Source organism: Paenibacillus ihumii (genome assembly GCF_001403875.1).
Taxonomy (GTDB): Bacteria; Bacillota; Bacilli; order Paenibacillales; family Paenibacillaceae; genus Fontibacillus; species Fontibacillus ihumii.
On sequence record NZ_LN884299.1, the window covers coordinates 2,851,813 to 2,868,189 of the forward strand.

General features: G+C 43.8%; 14 protein-coding genes. 3 read left to right on the forward strand and 11 right to left on the reverse strand.

Translation table 11 applies throughout. The features are described 5' to 3' along the window. Nucleotides 1–203: 203 nt before the first annotated feature. Complete coding sequence (locus BN2762_RS19960; RefSeq protein ID WP_055108627.1) at nt 204–749, forward strand: DUF1697 domain-containing protein; 546 nt, start codon at nt 204–206, stop codon at nt 747–749. Nucleotides 750–1,024: 275 nt separating this feature from the next. Here BN2762_RS19960 and BN2762_RS19965 read toward each other — a convergent pair whose 3' ends face one another. From BN2762_RS19965 to BN2762_RS20020, 11 genes are all read right to left on the reverse strand, one after another. Continuing rightward, on the reverse strand, nt 1,025–1,387 hold the full coding sequence (locus BN2762_RS19965; protein ID WP_055108628.1) for an NIPSNAP family protein: 363 nt from the start codon (nt 1,385–1,387) through the stop codon (nt 1,025–1,027). Nucleotides 1,388–1,420: 33 nt separating this feature from the next. Then, nucleotides 1,421–1,975 carry a GNAT family N-acetyltransferase gene (locus BN2762_RS19970; RefSeq protein WP_055108629.1) on the reverse strand — a complete coding sequence of 185 codons (555 nt, stop codon included), beginning with the start codon at nt 1,973–1,975 and terminating at the stop codon, nt 1,421–1,423. A gap of 112 nt (nt 1,976–2,087) precedes the next feature. Next, nucleotides 2,088–2,948 carry a YwqG family protein gene (locus BN2762_RS19975; RefSeq protein ID WP_055108630.1) on the reverse strand — a complete coding sequence of 287 codons (861 nt, stop codon included), beginning with the start codon at nt 2,946–2,948 and terminating at the stop codon, nt 2,088–2,090. Beyond that, nucleotides 2,948–3,673 carry a metallophosphoesterase family protein gene (locus BN2762_RS19980; protein WP_055108631.1) on the reverse strand — a complete coding sequence of 242 codons (726 nt, stop codon included), beginning with the start codon at nt 3,671–3,673 and terminating at the stop codon, nt 2,948–2,950. The genes BN2762_RS19975 and BN2762_RS19980 overlap by 1 nt, the downstream gene beginning before the upstream one ends. Before the next feature lie 876 nt (nt 3,674–4,549). Continuing rightward, complete coding sequence (locus BN2762_RS19990; protein ID WP_055108633.1) at nt 4,550–5,362, reverse strand: inositol monophosphatase family protein; 813 nt, start codon at nt 5,360–5,362, stop codon at nt 4,550–4,552. 23 nt (nt 5,363–5,385) lie between these two features. Next, on the reverse strand, nt 5,386–6,237 hold the full coding sequence (locus BN2762_RS19995; protein WP_187386559.1) for an HAD-IIB family hydrolase: 852 nt from the start codon (nt 6,235–6,237) through the stop codon (nt 5,386–5,388). A 712-nt stretch (nt 6,238–6,949) separates the two neighbouring features. Beyond that, nucleotides 6,950–7,585: a copper amine oxidase N-terminal domain-containing protein gene (locus BN2762_RS20000; RefSeq protein ID WP_055108635.1), complete on the reverse strand. Its 636-nt coding sequence runs from the start codon at nt 7,583–7,585 to the stop codon at nt 6,950–6,952. A gap of 64 nt (nt 7,586–7,649) precedes the next feature. Then, entirely contained in the window at nt 7,650–8,108 is a 459-nt protein-coding gene (locus BN2762_RS20005) for a hypothetical protein (RefSeq protein WP_055108636.1), read from the reverse strand. Between the two features lie 510 nt (nt 8,109–8,618). After that, the gene (locus BN2762_RS20010) at nt 8,619–9,161 is read right to left on the reverse strand and encodes a phosphotransferase-like protein (protein WP_055108637.1); all 543 of its coding nucleotides are present in this window, start codon (nt 9,159–9,161) and stop codon (nt 8,619–8,621) included. A 24-nt stretch (nt 9,162–9,185) separates the two neighbouring features. Next, nucleotides 9,186–9,572, reverse strand: coding sequence for a nuclear transport factor 2 family protein (locus BN2762_RS20015; RefSeq protein WP_055108638.1), 387 nt, complete (start codon nt 9,570–9,572; stop codon nt 9,186–9,188). A gap of 375 nt (nt 9,573–9,947) precedes the next feature. Next, nucleotides 9,948–12,674 carry an adenosylcobalamin-dependent ribonucleoside-diphosphate reductase gene (locus BN2762_RS20020; RefSeq protein WP_055108639.1) on the reverse strand — a complete coding sequence of 909 codons (2,727 nt, stop codon included), beginning with the start codon at nt 12,672–12,674 and terminating at the stop codon, nt 9,948–9,950. 793 nt (nt 12,675–13,467) lie between these two features. On the opposite strand from BN2762_RS20020, the gene BN2762_RS20025 reads away from it, so the two are divergent. Together BN2762_RS20025 and BN2762_RS20030 are read left to right on the forward strand one after the other, a co-directional pair. After that, complete coding sequence (locus BN2762_RS20025) at nt 13,468–15,231, forward strand: DEAD/DEAH box helicase (RefSeq protein WP_055108640.1); 1,764 nt, start codon at nt 13,468–13,470, stop codon at nt 15,229–15,231. A 5-nt stretch (nt 15,232–15,236) separates the two neighbouring features. Then, complete coding sequence (locus BN2762_RS20030) at nt 15,237–16,172, forward strand: YqhG family protein (RefSeq protein WP_055108641.1); 936 nt, start codon at nt 15,237–15,239, stop codon at nt 16,170–16,172. Nucleotides 16,173–16,377 lie beyond the last annotated feature (205 nt).

Consider the following 16,377-nt stretch of genomic DNA (forward strand, 5'->3'; position numbering starts at 1 on the left):
GAATAAAGTAGGTTAAGTTGAACACCTATTTATCGTTAGCTATACTATAAAACATAACGTCACGTCACGTGCGGAACTTTAACTTATGTTAAGAAAAAAGTTACCGCGCTGATAAATATCAAGCTTTTAGCAAGAAGAAAAAGAGTGGGAAATGAGCAGCTTTATGGTACAATCAGTTATCAGATAAATCTCAGGAGGTTTGTATGGTCTATGTTGCGCTGCTCCGCGGAATCAATGTTGGCGGAAACAATAAAATCGACATGAAGCTGTTAAAGAATGCTTTCGAGCAAGCAGGCATGACTAACGTTGTGACTTATATTAATTCGGGTAATATTGTTTTTACCTGTGTAGATAAAACGAAGCAAGAGATCGTAAATATTTTAGAAGAATGTATCGTCGAGAACTTCGGGCTTGAAATCAAGGTTCTTGTTCTTCATTTGGATGACATGAAAAAAGTCCTTCTTGAACTCCCGGAAACATGGACAAATGACGAAAAAATGAAGAGTGATGTGCTGTTTCTTTGGGAAGAAATTGATGATGCAGCCGTGCTGGACAAGCTGGTAATCCGTCCCGAGATCGATACCGTAAAATATGTTCCGGGCGCTATTCTATGGTCAGTTGATAAAAAAAACGTCACAAAAAGCGGAATGAGCAAAATCATCGGTACAGAAATGTACCGAAAAGTTACAGTGCGAAACGTGAATTCAACTCGCAAGATATATAGTTTGATGCTTGCCGCCAACGAATGAGACCATCGGATAGCCCTGATCAGATACACACCTAATTTCCGAGAAGCCCAGTAACTCTTATATACTCCCGGATAGCTGAGTCCCCAGCTACAAAAAAAGTCCAAATGGCCCCGATAATTCCCCCCTATAGGTTCGCGGCAAAGTTGTCAGCGAACACTGCCATCCTGGAGCAGCACCGTAAGTGAGTCCAGCTTCACTCTCTGCGGGCAGGGGGGGAAGTTCCGTTGACGGAAATACAGAGTTATTGGATGTTACCATCCTCTTAGAAATACTAACTAAAATGTCTTTAAAATCGTCCTTTCCCTATCGATAGTTGACGTGAAGAACTCTTGCTTGATGTCATTCCGTAATACTTCCTTAATTGTATCTCTTCCAATCTGATCAAACCGCTCTTGAACTCGCTGTACATGCTCTTCATCAGATTTAATCCTCTTCTCAATCTCTTCGTATTGTTCATATGTATCATATTCCCATAATGCAAAAATCTCACTGTTTTCCTCATCGATATGCATATGCCATCTACCAATAAGTCTCGCACCATATTTCAACTGAGAAGGCAGCAAAATATCATTGAACAATGCATTGAATTCCTCTACAAATGAAGAAGCAACAATATAAGTCTTTCTACGATATATCATCTCTGCACCTCTCTCGGTAATATCCCGTAATTACTAGCTATCTTCAATTTCCTCATATTCATTCTTTAATATTCCCATAATAATGGTATCTGCGTAACTTCCATTGATATAATGCCTTTTTCTTAACCGCCCTTCTTCTTTAAATCCGCATTTCAAATAGCATCGGTATGCTCTTTCATTAAAATCATGTAACTCAAGTTGTATTCTATTTAAATTCATTTGATTAAACACAAATTCTTGTAGCACTTTTATGGCTTCAGTCCCGTACCCTTTGCTTAGGTGATCAGCAGTCCCTATTACAATCCCTAATTCGGTTGTTCTGTTCTTCCAATTAATGTTGAACAAATCGATTTGCCCAATATACTCCTCAGTTTCCTTGTGGGCAATTACAAATCCTTTATGATTATCATTCCGATCCTCTAGCATTGAATTTAAAAATTGTTCTGTAGCATTCTCTGTATGAGGATAAAGAAATATATCCGACAGATTTTTTACAATTTCGGAGTCGTTCACCCAGTTCCTCATATATTTAAGGTCATTCTTCTGATATTCTCTTAAAATAATTCGATTACCAATCAGTCGTGGCATAATATCACGTCCTTTTTCATAAAGATTCGTACATTTTTACCCAGATCCAGACAAGCCTTATGATTCAACTGTTACACTCCATAATGCCACTGTACTTCATTTAATGGACAAATCAACTACATTGCAAAACTAACCATACTTTATTAAAGTCATTTCTCTTCAGATCATCTTCATGAATCCAAAAGAAAATCCTACCTACGTCTCCCCACATCATTCCAATATCTTCTTCAGAATCAATCTGTAAAAGCAGTTTCCACGATTCTGCCCCTGATTCTAATATTTCTTTTCTGGGATCCTGATAACCTGTGAGATCACCACAATATAAGCCATTCGAAACTAATTGACATTCTAGTTTCATTTCGCCTTGAATCTGATCAGGGTGGCCAAGAATCCTATGAATTGTTCCATTAGAATCATTGTGTTCAAATACTTCTTCTGCTAACTGAATGTATAAATCATTTTCGTTTTCATTAAGATTTAATTGTTTTATTGCTATAGACTCCCAAGAGGGTACTGTTGTTTGAACAGAGAATCGTATTTTACAAGTTCCGAAAATCCCTTCTTCTGCTAGTTTGGCAGCAGTTGCTTTTCTTTCTAATTCATGCGTCTCTTCAATATAAATAACCTTCCATCTTCCAGCATCTTTTGGATCAAATCCCCATGGTTGTTCAAATGCATCATAAAAGAAACTAAGTAAACCGTTCTTTGGGAGAACATTTTGCAACATTGAGATTTCATTCAAGTTTATTTGAGCAATAAAACTGAGGTAACTGCCGTTTATTGATGGCCAATTTATTGAAGCAGGCAGATCGGGCTGGCCACCGATTTTTGTCATACCCAATGGGATGTTTTGATCTTCTGTAATCTCTGGAGTCATTCTAATTGAATTCATAGATAACATAGCAATCTCGTTTTTAACTCTACACAGTTCACTGTTTTGAATTATGTCAATCACTTTATTATCCTTTAACATTAATATCCCTCCAAACCCGGATTCTTTATAGTCGCTGTATTATATTTTCCTTCATCATAAATCAAACAATTTAACTGCATTCCATATGCACAGCCACCGTCTATCCCTATCTTACCCTGACCGAACCAGATATCCGATGAATCATGAAGCTCAATAGTCCTTGTATGACCAAATATGACTAGTTTATCGGTTTTCGGTTTCGACTGATGAAACTCTTCCTTAATATACATAAAGTCATGCTCAGGTTGTTCTCGCCAATTTATATACTTCGGGTTGAGTCCAGCATGAACATAGACATGGTGTGAGTCTTCATAATAAAGAGGCAAGGATTCTAGAAAATCTATATGACTATTAAAATGTACCCGTATGTACTCTATAGCTTGTTTAAACAATTCCTCATTCATATTGTCAGTAACAAAATGACAATAGCTTTGGAGCGTTTGTATACCGCCATGCTCCAGAAATTTGCCTTGGACCATCTCACTTTCCGTCCTAATTAGGTCAACCAATCTTTGGTCATGGTTACCCCGTAAAGCAATAACATTATGGTTGTCTACTAGCTCTTTAACTCGCTCCACTGTTTCTTTACTTCGTGGCCCTCTATCAACATAATCACCAATCAATATTAAATTGTCTTGGGAAGGGTTGTAATTAATTACATCTAGCAACTCATTAAATTGTTTAATACATCCATGGATATCACTGATCATTAAAATTCTACTCATCTTATCTCCTTTAATTTAGATTGAATTTACGCATTTTTGGGGATTCACATACAAATTTCTTACAACCTCTTCCTTACCGGAAAATGTAGCTTCCAGAGTGAATTACAGTATACATCTCGAATCCATACGTACCCGCTTGCTCATAATCAGATCGGATCACTTATTTCATTCAGTATTTCATTAAAAGCCTGTTGTAGCTTGGGAATTATCAGTTTTTCACTTGTATCTTTAAGAAGAGTTTCAGTTTTTATAACCACCTATTAATCTTCCCATTAATTACATCAATTCCATTTATACTTGCCCACTGTTTTAATTCCTTTATATTAGTCTCCTCATTATTCCTGAATCTAAAATGAAAACTGATTGAAATGAATTTATTCCCATATCGTTTAATACCAATACTCTGTGCAAAATAACCTTGTATTATAATTTTCTCAATTTCTTTTATAGAGACTTCCTTACGATTTATCTTGATTTCATTTTTTGTAATTACTAACTCATTTGTGTTTCTTAGAATCTTTATCATTAGTACAATTATTGCTCCAACTTGTAACAGAATACACAATAATAGAATTACAACGAGAACGAATGAATTGGATATGAACAGCAACTTTAACATCAACAGTGTTACTATTATGTAACTTATCACTTGAATATAGATAGACACGGGTAACTTAATTTCATATATCTTGTTCATTTTTGGTTTTAACACCCTCTTACAAACCCGAAAGGCTTTCTTCAACTGCCGGCCGCCCCACTGTTTACAATGTTACATCCCTGTCTAAAATCAATTATCTAGTAAAGGTATTTCTGCCAAAAAGATTTTTATATAGATCTCCCTAGATATGAACAAGTGTCTTTTTCTCGAATTTAGATTCATACCTCGAATAGTCCCATGCCTTCCTTAACAACTTTAATCAATTCATCTTTATTGTCAGGATGACATGCGATTAAATAGGGTTCTTCACTCATCCCCGTAAACGGATTGCCATCAAAATCAATAACCACTCCTCCTGCTTCTTTTACCATTAAAATTCCAGAATACAGATCATCCCCTTCGGAATTGTAGAGGACAATCCCATCAATGTCGCCTTTAGCAAGCATGCACCATTGTAATGTCGGTGCCCATAACCTCATCATTCTCTTAAAATTCAGCTCAATATGATGCCTTAATGTGACTGCTTTAAGATCATTTTGAACTTTATGTCCTTGGATCCAGCCGATATTTCCTCTTTTGAAATGGTTGCTTCTTTTCACTTTCATTTCTCTTCCGTTGCAATGAGCACCTTTATTAATACAAGATTCAAATAGTCTATCTGTCATTGGCTCGTATACTACACCAAGAACAGGTTCCCTTTTATACATCAGAGTGATTGAGGTAGTAAACACTGGGAGACCAATTGCGAAATTGTTTGTTCCATCCAATGGATCAATTAGCCATAGCCAATCCGAGCTTTTCCCATTGTCGCCTGCTTCTTCGCTATGTATTTGATGATCTGGAAAAGTACTACTTATACCTTTTAGGATGATAGCCTCAGCCATGTGATCTACTTCAGTTACAACATCACCAAAGCTATCCTTTGACCTAATCTGTTCAAAGTTGTCAAATCTTTCTTTGGCAATAAGTCCAGCTTGTTTAATTAATACCATTGCAAGCTCTCGAGCTAAATGAATAATATCCGCGTTCATAACTCACCTCTTAATTTTTAATGTTACTTTATATAGGATATGTCATTCATATTTGCCTTGATATATTTGGCTACGCCATCTTCGTTATTACTCTCGATGACCGCATCTGCAATTCTCAAGATATCTGCATGCGAGTTAGACACTGCTATTTTCTTGCCGCCAACCTCAAATAATCCTAGATCATTTAAATTATCGCCAAATATACAAATATCCTTGGTTTCTACATTCATATGCTTTGCCCACATCTTTAAACCTTCACATTTTGCAGCGAGGGGATGACTAAATTCAAGGAAATATTGATTTTTTATATAATAGTCTTTCATGATATGGAGGTTTACCTGATCTCCTAATACGGAGCTTACTTCATCTTTAAGAGGTAATAAATCATCCAACTCTCCAATAAACGTCAAGGCTAATGTCTTTTCATCATCGGACGATTCAAGTGTGTTCACTTCCATGAACCTTGGATCATTGATCCGGCTCTTTAGGAATTCTATCATGCCAAAGGAAGTTAATTTCTCGTGATATACCCGTTCTTTATTCATATCGTCCAATAAAAAATAAAAAGGTGAACAACCATGTTTCTTGCCTCTATGTATGATCTCATTTGTCAAACCAGCGTCCAAAAAGTATCCATCAATCACCCGATTATGAATAACATCAAACAGTAGTGCGCCATTATATAAAATAACTGGATGCTTCCACGCGATATCAGAAACTACACTATAAGCGCTTATTAACCCTCTGGCGGTAGCAAAACTAATAATATAGCCTTCTTGAATAGCAGAGTTTAGAACATTAACGGTAAAGTGAGACATCGTTTGATCGGATCTTAATAAAGTTCCATCTAGATCAGTTATAAATATTCTACTCAAACTCATACCTCCTTACGTAGTTTAGTGATGGATTTTCTCTATACCCTGTCCTAGGCTGATTAATGCTTGATGATAACGACAATCATCAGAAATATTCTCCCCCACAATAGGTGACATATTTGATTCAGAATTGTTACCTGCATTTCTTCAGATAACGTCCTTGTATTCACAAAATGACCCAGCCCCCAGCCATAGATAGCTCTTAAGGTATTAGGTATATTTAATTCGTTTAAAAAACATGAAATCCTTTATCTATCGGTTCTCACGCTTTTATAGGGTCTATGAAGAGTGCAAAAGCGGTTATGTCTTGTGGGCAAGTTGTGGGCAGAACAAAAAGGGAGCTTCGCCAGTTAAGTGCCAGCGGGGCTCCCTTTTATCTATATTTCTAACTTCAAATCTTGATCAACTATTTTTCAGTTTGGATTGTAAGTAATACTTCTTCTAAAAGCGAAATTAAATTCTCAATGCGTGAATTCGTTGGATTTAAGAAATCATCATTAATTCCTTTTTAATCAGCTTAAGAGCTTCAGCCATTACATAATCACCACCCCCGGCGTTGTGTTGGTTTTGCAAAATGGTTTTGCAAAAAGAAAAAGCCACCCGATTGAGTGACTTAGATTAGATCATTATCCCGTATTTAACTTTGACTTTCTTGATAGTCCTATATTAACCTTTCAGCTGTTTCGTTCATTTGCTTTTCAAGATGAGATGGCTAATCTTCTATGTATTCAATTACCGCATCTGGCGTCAATGTTACTTTATAGTCATGGTCAGTCCCACTTGAGATGTCTATTTCATAAACTATCTCTTCTTCTGGTAAGAAACCGAGGAAATCGATCAGAACTAAATTGTTAGTCTTAGTTAATTCCCCTTCTTTGGTGATCTCTAGCGATCCACTTGGAGAGTCATAAATCAGTCCCTCAAAAGATGGGCTGTTTACTAGTACAATATCTACGTCCTTTAGATATACAACTTTGCTGCCTGTCGCTTCCGATACGATCCGTAAAGGCACATAAACACTTCCATTAGAATTGAATGGCGCAACTTGGAGTGTTTTATTTACTCCGTTTATGTTCGCCTTCTTGCTCCCTACCGTGAAAGTTACTTGCAGTTCCCCCTTAGTGCCTGTTACTTTTTTACTTTTCGAATCATATTCAACTGTTAGTCCTAATTGAGTAAATAATTCTCGAAAAGGAACAAAAGTATTATTGTTCTTGTTAATTGCCCCTCCAGATAATGCAATACCGTCTACTACAACATCTCTTTTCCCCATAAATGCAGATGCTGATACAGGCATTATAGCAAACACCATTATGGCAATCATCGCTACAAATGATATTCTCTTCATTCAATCTCCTCCATCGTTGGTATTAAGTAAATTCTACATGAGGGAGGTTTTTCCTGCAATAAAATTACCGGCACCCGTTAACGAATAGTTGCTGCTTGGCCGTCAATATCATCGCTCTCAGCACGTCAACTATATGATTTAGGCAAGATACACCATGATGTTTGAAAGGTCCTGGATAGTCTTCCGAAGCTATCGTCCCGGCACCAATAAAATCTAAGTACCTCGACCTACGATAAATTCTAAATGCTTTTCCCTCAAACTCCTCATAATCATCCCAAACGGTAAACGATTCGTTGATCACCGAATAACCAACATAGCTATTAAAGTCAATTTGAATTACAGGCGATTTCTCGTCAATTGTAACGGTATAACCATCCCCAATATTTTTGTCTCCAATTAATATAGGTTCTGGTGTTGAACTTGTAATACTTCTGCTAAAGACAAGACGTAATGAATTTTCTTCAGGCTCAGTGAGACCTAGAAAAAATATTCCTTTGAATTCCATTAATTCTTTGTACTTCATAGAAATCACTCCATAAATAGTTGCACGGATTTTATAACGTTTCCATATTTACGAACCTTAAGGCTCTGCAGCGTAAATACAGTTGCAGACTTGTATTTATATATTTACTTCATCCCAGTTATAAATCACGTATCCCAACTGACATAAGATCACAACTAAATAACTGATACTTATACTTAATTTATATTTATGTTTTTTTGATTCAGTTATATATTCATTTTTATTTATTCTTCCATCAAATAACCTATTCCTTATATCCTTGTATGACTTTAATAGCATTCTAAATTCAATTATACCCATTAGACTCCATAACAAAGTGAATACTAATAATAGCGCATTAACAAGAGATAGCAGCATTCCTACGCCAACATCCGCGATTTTTATGAATTTAAAACATAGATGGAATACAGCTGTTGTTATAAAAAGAACTAAGCCAATCAGGCTTAATATCGGTTTGGGACTATTAATATGCTTTTTCCCGCCTTTCGGTCAAATTCCTTACGCCATTATTCATGATATTAATGCCTCAGTCTGCAGCCTCGCGATAATTTCATTAACGGTCTCTTCAGGGGACAATTCGGATGAATCCAACCATAGTCCGATGCGAGGCGTTTCATTTTGCAAAACACCATCGAGCTCCTCAACGCTCCAAACACCGTAGCCTTTCTTTGTGCGAGCAGCCTCCCTTGCTGCGACAACCGCCGTGTTTGGACAAAGCACCACTACATAAAAAGGGCGGCTACTGATATACGAGATAAAATCATTTAGCATAGGTCCAACGATTACATCTTGAACTACAACTGTAAATCCCGCCTGATGATATGCCTCCGCTGATTGTGCAGCCAGCCGATATCGCAGCCGCAACTGATCCAGCTCATCATTTCCCGAGTCAGGATGAATCTCTTTACGGTTATTTACGATCATTCTTCGAAAAATATCTCCACGTAAATGCACAGATTTCTCGAATTGTTCGGAAAGCAGCTGCGCTACTGTCGATTTTCCGCTTGCCATGATCCCTGTAATTAATATAATGCTGGGACTTTCCGCTAACATACCATCACCAACTTTTCCTTATACTTATTGCCTATAGGGGAAGAACTTCTCCTGTTTCATTTCATATTCATTCAATTCTACAATGAAAGAATCTCTAAAATATACAATACTAGAACCATCCCATTCATATTCTTTACCTTCGAATATACATTTGAATTTCCACTCCACAAATGCCGACATACGTTCTTTATCAAATCCAAAATTATGACTTATCCATTTTAGAACCGTGTTTTCACCTTCATTCCATTCAGTAAACCATCGTGTTAATTCATCTTTACCTTCAATAACTGCGCCTGTGCATTCTCTTACGATGGCTTCATCATGCATAACCTTAGTAAATTTTATAAAATCCTTCTCCATCCATGACTCAAAATATAAAGTGACAATTTCTATTGCTTTATCACGGTTCATGAATACCCTCCTTGAGCTTTATTAAAGACTGAATGCCTTGTAAGTGACAATGCTCCCAGTGCTCCAAAAACGACCCAGCCTTAAAGAGCTCTTATCTTTAGGCTGGGTCGTATGTTGTCTGGGCTTCTTCCACGATTATACATCTGGCTACTGGAGATTGAAAGTTGTCTCGCTTTTATTTTACTCTTATCTGCTCCAATTGGACTACAGGCGGGTTCATGTTAAAATTCATTCATCCAATGAATATTATCGTTGTATATACAACTAGCCAGAAATGTGTACTTGTATGAACTGGAGACAATAGAGAATGATCCATCCAAAAAAACGGTCAGGCGCATTGATTGAATGCTGCCTGACCGTTTATTTCTTTCTAGCTTACGAACACTTGCTATACCCGCAGTTGGCGCACGTTTTGCAGCCCTCCACGTTCAGCAGCGAGGCTGAGCCGCAGGAAGGACACAGATCGCGCGAAGACGTTTGTGCGCCGCCATGATGGCCGTTGCCAGCAGACTGGCCACTGGCCGTTACGCTGGCCGCAGAACCGACGCCTGCTGCTTGTCCCGGCTCCTCGTGGTGAGCCAAGGTCGCCGCTACCGGAGCCGGATCATGATCATCGTACGGTCCATGCTGTACATGGATTTCCAGTGCCTTGGCAACGGCATCGGCGATCGACTCGACGCGATTCGGACCAAAGCCAATGGCGCCGGAGCCGCCAATGCCCTTCAGATGCTTGATGAGCAGTTCCACCTTCTGGCCATGATCGCCGTAGCGCAGGAACAGGGAGCATACGCGGCCCAGAGCTTCGGCCATTGCGAAGACGTCCGAGCCCGCCTTGCCGACATTGAGGAAGATTTCGCTCGGAATGCCGTTCAAGTCGTTGATCGTAATATACGCCATGCCGAATGGCGTATTGATTTTATACGTTGCCCCGTGCAGGACCTGAGGACGTTTCTTGTACTGCTTATCGAACACCGTTTTCTCACTTGGTTTCACCCCGGCGGACAGCGTTTGATCCAACTCGCTCAGCGAAGTCTGCTCCGCTCCCGTCACCTGGCCTTCGGCTTCGCCTGCTGCTCCTTCTGCCTCACTTCCTGCATCAGCTGCAGATGCGCCAGTTGCGGTTCCCTCTGCTGCACCAGATCCAGATCCTGCCGTCTCCGCTGCATCATCCTTCTTCTCCGTCTGCAGAACCTGCACATCGCGGCTGCCGTCGCGGTAAATCGTTACGCCCTTGCAGCCGAGATCGAATGCCAGCTCATACAGGCGCTTCGTCTCCTCGACCGTGAAATCAGCCGGGCAGTTCGCCGTTTTGGAGATCGAGCTGTCTACCCAGCGCTGGATCGCTGCCTGCACGCGGATATGATCCTCAGCGGACAGGTCCATCGCCGTCACGAAATAGTCCGGCAGCTTCTCGCCCGGATGCGCATTCATCCACTCCTGCGCGATCGGCACGAATTGCTCGTCGAAGCCCAGCCGGCTCTGACGATAGTATTTGAACGCGAAATAAGGTTCAATGCCCGTCGATGTGCCGACCATCGTTCCCGTGCTGCCCGTAGGCGCCTGGGTAATGATCGTGACGTTGCGGATCCCTTTCTTGCGAACCGCTTCACCCACCTCAGGATATACCTCCGTCATCACCTTCATAAATCCGCTTTGCAAATACTTGTCCGCTTCAAATGCCGGGAACGAGCCCTTCTCCGCTGCGATATCCGCAGAAGCAAGATAAGCTTCTTTCGCAATGAAGCCATATAGTTTATCGAGGAATTCCAGAGACTCCGGACTGCCGTAACGGATGTTCAGCTTGATCATCAGCTCGGCCAGCCCCATCGTGCCAAGGCCTACGCGGCGCTCGTTCTTCTGGTTCTTCTCGTTCTCTTCAAAATGATAAGGCGTCTTGTTAATTACGTTGTCCAGGAACCGAACCGAATAACGCGTCGTCAGCGCCAGTTCATCCCAGGCGACGTCATGCTTGTCCGCATCATAGAATTTGGACAGATTCATCGCCGACAGGTTGCACACGCCCCAAGCCGGCAATCCTTGCTCACCGCAAGGGTTCGTGCAAATAATCGGGTTGAAATACCAGCTGTTCGACATCTGGTTGTAGTATTCCATGAATACGACGCCCGGCTCAGCCGATTTCCACGCCGATTCAATGATCGTATGCCAGATTTCCCGCGCCTTCACAGTACGGAAATGGTTGACTCTCCGCCCGGCAGCCTTCCATTTCTCCAGATCGCCGTCCCATACCTCATTGTAATCCTCATAAGTCGTATCCGGGAAGACGAGCTCCCAATCCAGATCCTCCTTCACGGCCTTCATGAAGTCATTGCTGACGCAAACCGACAGGTTCGCGTTCGTTACTTGACCCATCGTCTGCTTCACCGTAATGAAATCAAGCAAATCCGGATGCCAATCGTTGATCATCAGCATCAGCGCACCGCGCCGGCTGCCTCCTTGCTCGATCAGCCCTGTCGTATAGCTGAACAAGCCGCCCCACGATACAGCACCGCTGGAAGAACCGTTCACGCCCTTGACGACGGCCCGGCGCGGCCGCAGCGAGCTCAGGTTAATCCCAACTCCGCCCCCGCGCGCCATAATCTCGGTCATCTCGGACAATGTCTCCATAATGCCGCCGCGGCTATCCTTCGGCGAAGGAATTACGTAGCAGTTAAACAGCGTCAGCTCATCGCTGGCTCCCGCGCCAGCGGCGATGCGCCCGCCAGGCACCAGCTTCCAGTCATCAAGCACGTAACGGAATTTCTCCTCCCACTCCTGCTGCAGCTCAGGCGTAGCCTCCACAGAAGCCATAGCGGAAGCGAGACGATCCCACATTTCCTCCGGTGTTTTCTCAATATTCAGCGTCAGCTTCTCAACATCCGATTGCACGAGCTCGCCGCTGCGGGTCTTCACCGTCACGATCCGCCCCTCACGCGCTACGACCTCGCCTACTTCCTTCGTAGGGAACTTCGGATCATCCTTGGTCAGTACAAGGACCACATCGCCGACCTTCGCGTGGCTGGGATCAGGATTTTTCCAGGCGTACCGATCCAAAAAGATTTTCTCACTAAGCCCCTCCAGACGTTGCTTCTGCTCTGTTTTCAAAGAAAACACCCTCCTCTAAAATTATAATTTGCGCCGTAATTCAACATCATTCGCAGCGGATTGTCGTTTCTTGTATGATACCGAGAACCGCATTCATTCCCCGGATGGGCGCAAAAAAATGTCGGTAGCTGCGCAGATGCCTTACCTGCGCAAGTACCGCCGATTCCTGTCCGTTCTCTAACCTTTTTCCTCATATATTTATAACCCGCATCCACATCACATAAACGATCTTTTTATGTATAAATCACAATATGTAGTGGGCGAGTACCATTATACTATACAACATCTCGATATTACAGCTTGGCAACTCTGAAAATTAAGGCAGATTAATGGCCTTTATCCCCTAAGAGCTCCGCTTTCCTTCGAATCCCTCTATTTTTCATTCCTTCCTTTGAAAAAACACTGAAAATCCTTCCACGCCCTGCCTGCAATTCCATTTCAGCTGCTTAGCTTTAGAATTGCCTTTTTCCGAGAATATCATCCTCTGATCCCCGCATGCCACTGAGGATGCGCTAATTTTACCGGCCTGCTCTTGCCAGATCATGCCCTTCCCTTATACAGAATGTGACATATATCGACATTATTCACGCTATCGGATGTCACGGTAAAGTAAACTACAATGCCGTATCCACGAAACCGAGTACCACTTGAACGCAGTACCATTTCACGATACCGTATGCCACGATATCCTATGCTACGGATTAGCCTCTTCTGGAAGTTATGAATTTCTACTTATTCGTCCATACTACATCTACATGAATTTAGAAGATGACAGATAAGGGAGGTTTACATCATGAACCCGCATCCTCCGAATCCCGCGCAGCCATTACTGCAGCCCGCGCCCCAAATCGAGTTCGATCGCTCCTGGTTCGAGGATTTGAACAGCCGTCTGGACAAGGGCGGGCCTTGGGACGACTGGAAGCTGTTTAACCTCGCCATGGAAGCGGAGAACGCGTCGCTCGTGTCGAGCTTTGAAGAGATCCTCTGCCTCTCTCATATCCACGGAGTAGAGCCGCTCCCGCATCAGACGGAGACCGCCCGCAAAGTACTGTTCGAAATGCGGGGCCGGGCGATTCTAGCCGATGAAGTAGGGCTGGGCAAGACGATTGAAGCCGGGCTGATCCTCAAAGAGTATATGATTCGCGGACTGGTACGCAAAGCGCTGATTCTTGTACCGGCCTCCCTGGTGCTCCAATGGGTCCGCGAGCTCAACCAGAAGTTCGCCATCCCCGCCGTCGCCCAGAAGAAGCAGCATTCCTGGGACAACGATATCGTCGTCGCCTCCATGGACACGGCCAAGCGGGATCCCCACAAGGCAATCCTGCTGAATAACGAATACGATATGGTCATCGTCGACGAAGCGCACAAGCTCAAGAACAAGAAAACAACCAACTACCAATTCATGATCCAGCTGCGCAAAAAATACTGCCTTCTGCTCACCGCGACCCCGGTTCAGAACGACCTGAGCGAGCTCTTCAACCTGATCAATCTGCTCAAGCCGGGGCAGCTTGGCGGGCAAGGCGATTTTGCCGCCAACTTCGTCGTGGACAAGCGCATCCCTAAGAATGAGGAGAAGCTCAAGGAAGAGCTCTCCAAGGTCATGATCCGCAACCGCCGAAGCGACGGCGATCTGGAATTCACCAAGCGGATCGTCCGCAACATCCATGTCGAGCTGTCGCCCGAGGAGAAGCAATTATACGATGGCGTTACTTCCTTTGTCAAAGACCAATATCATGCAGCAGGCGGGGATCTGAGCAGCATGCTCTCGCTTGTCACCCTGCAGCGGGAGGTCTGCAGCAGCCGGGATGCCGTATTCGTAACGCTCGTCAATTTATCGAAGAAGCTCGCTCCCGACTCCCCGCTTCGCGATCGCATCTGGGATTTGGTCGGCATCATCAAAACGATCCAGGCGAACAGCAAAGCGGAGAAAGCGATGGAACTGATCCGGGAAATGAACGACAAGGTGATTCTTTTTACCGAATACCGCGCGACCCAGGAGTATCTGCTGAAGTATTTCCGCGAGCGCAACATGACGGCCGTACCGTACCGGGGCGGCATGAACCGCGGCAAGAAAGACTGGATGATGGACTTGTTCCGCGGGCGAGCGCAGGTCATGATCGCGACGGAAGCTGGCGGCGAGGGCATCAACCTGCAGTTCTGCCATCAGATGATCAATTTCGATTTGCCCTGGAACCCGATGCGGGTCGAGCAGCGCATAGGCAGAGTACACCGCCTGGGCCAGAAAAACGATGTGAAAATATACAATTTATCCACAAAGGGCACGATCGAGGAGCATATCCTGAATCTGCTGCATGAGAAAATCAATATGTTCGAAATGGTCATCGGCGGTCTCGATGTGATTTTGGAGCGTTTTGAGAAGGAGCATTCCCTGGAGAAGAGCATCTATAAAATCCTGCTGGAATCGCAAAGCGATGAAGAGATCGCCAGCCGCGTCGATTCCCTGGGCCGTTCCCTGCACAAACTTAAGGACGAGCTCGTCAAAGAGCCCCCAAAGGAATCGTCCGGCACCAAACTTACGGAACTCATGGGAGGCTGACAACAATGACCATGACGATGGAGCAAATCCAGCAATATGTGCTGGCCTACCTCGATATTACCGAATGCCGGATACTTGAGAAATCGCCGCATCACGTAACCGTCAAGCTCTCGCCCCAGGCGGATAAAGATTTAACGAACCGCCCGTACTATTGGGGCTTTATCGAGCGTACCGGCGCTGAGCCGGAGACGATGTCCTTCAAATTCGTCTTCGATGCCGAGCACCATGATGCAGATCTCGCCGCCGCCGAGCAAAATGAGCCCAAGCCGCAGGAGGATCAAATTCTCGGGCGCCATTACGGGGCGATTCGTCCCCTGCCTATACTCGGCCCGTCACGGATTCAGCGCGAAGATTTGGCCTTCGGCAGCCCGCGCCTCAAGCAGATATTCGATGCCGCGCTGAGGAGAGGACGCTGCGTCTATCTGTTCGAGAGCGCGGCGCCCAGGCAGCGGATGACCCTGCTCCCGGCCGCATACGAGCCCTGGCTGGGCGTGAATTTCAAGATCGAGTTCTGCTGCGACATGAAAAGAGAAGAGCTCCGTTCACTCGGCATTTCCCTGCTGACCGGGCAGATTGACCCCTCCTTCGGCACCAGGCTGCAATCCCTCTCCCTCGTCCCCCGCGTACCGGAAAATGTCCATATCGAGCCGACCAGACTCTCCTTGACAGAAGGCCGAGACACATTGGAGCGGATCATTCGCGAGGAAATCGAGGCTTATGACCAGACCTGGGCAGAGGAAGCCAACGAGCGGCTCCAGGAGGAGCTTCTGCTGATCGACGGCTACTATACCGACCTGCTCCGCGACCCGGACGAGGAGCGGAAGAAGCTCGTTCAGGAGCAGTACGAATCGCGCCGTGGGGAAATCCGCTGGCAGTACGAGCCGAGGATTGTCGTATCCGCCATAAACTGCGGCATCTTCCATTTGCGTTGGATGCGTTGACAAATAATTGACCGTTCTCGCTAAAAGACCGCAAAAATAGAAGCGGCCGTGCGCGACAGGTTGAGACAACCTTCTTGGCGCTGCTCTTTTAAGATAGAAGCAAGCCTACCGCAACAAAATATACGAAAGCTGGTGATCGTTTGTTCCTGTTCCGCTTTCCTTATAAAATAAGCCTCGCCTTGCTGCTAAGTCTGGTGATTCTTAT

What these genes read in the sequence shown, in the direction of transcription:
- BN2762_RS19960 (WP_055108627.1), top strand. Translation starts at nt 204, where the DNA reads ATGGTCTATGTTGCGCTGCTCCGCGGAATCAATGTTGGCGGAAACAAT.
- BN2762_RS19965 (WP_055108628.1), bottom strand. Translation starts at nt 1,387, where the DNA reads ATGATATATCGTAGAAAGACTTATATTGTTGCTTCTTCATTTGTAGAG.
- BN2762_RS19970 (WP_055108629.1), bottom strand. Translation starts at nt 1,975, where the DNA reads ATGCCACGACTGATTGGTAATCGAATTATTTTAAGAGAATATCAGAAG.
- BN2762_RS19975 (WP_055108630.1), bottom strand. Translation starts at nt 2,948, where the DNA reads ATGTTAAAGGATAATAAAGTGATTGACATAATTCAAAACAGTGAACTG.
- BN2762_RS19980 (WP_055108631.1), bottom strand. Translation starts at nt 3,673, where the DNA reads ATGAGTAGAATTTTAATGATCAGTGATATCCATGGATGTATTAAACAA.
- BN2762_RS19990 (WP_055108633.1), bottom strand. Translation starts at nt 5,362, where the DNA reads ATGAACGCGGATATTATTCATTTAGCTCGAGAGCTTGCAATGGTATTA.
- BN2762_RS20000 (WP_055108635.1), bottom strand. Translation starts at nt 7,585, where the DNA reads ATGAAGAGAATATCATTTGTAGCGATGATTGCCATAATGGTGTTTGCT.
- BN2762_RS20005 (WP_055108636.1), bottom strand. Translation starts at nt 8,108, where the DNA reads ATGAAGTACAAAGAATTAATGGAATTCAAAGGAATATTTTTTCTAGGT.
- BN2762_RS20010 (WP_055108637.1), bottom strand. Translation starts at nt 9,161, where the DNA reads ATGTTAGCGGAAAGTCCCAGCATTATATTAATTACAGGGATCATGGCA.
- BN2762_RS20015 (WP_055108638.1), bottom strand. Translation starts at nt 9,572, where the DNA reads ATGAACCGTGATAAAGCAATAGAAATTGTCACTTTATATTTTGAGTCA.
- BN2762_RS20025 (WP_055108640.1), top strand. Translation starts at nt 13,468, where the DNA reads ATGAACCCGCATCCTCCGAATCCCGCGCAGCCATTACTGCAGCCCGCG.
- BN2762_RS20030 (WP_055108641.1), top strand. Translation starts at nt 15,237, where the DNA reads ATGACCATGACGATGGAGCAAATCCAGCAATATGTGCTGGCCTACCTC.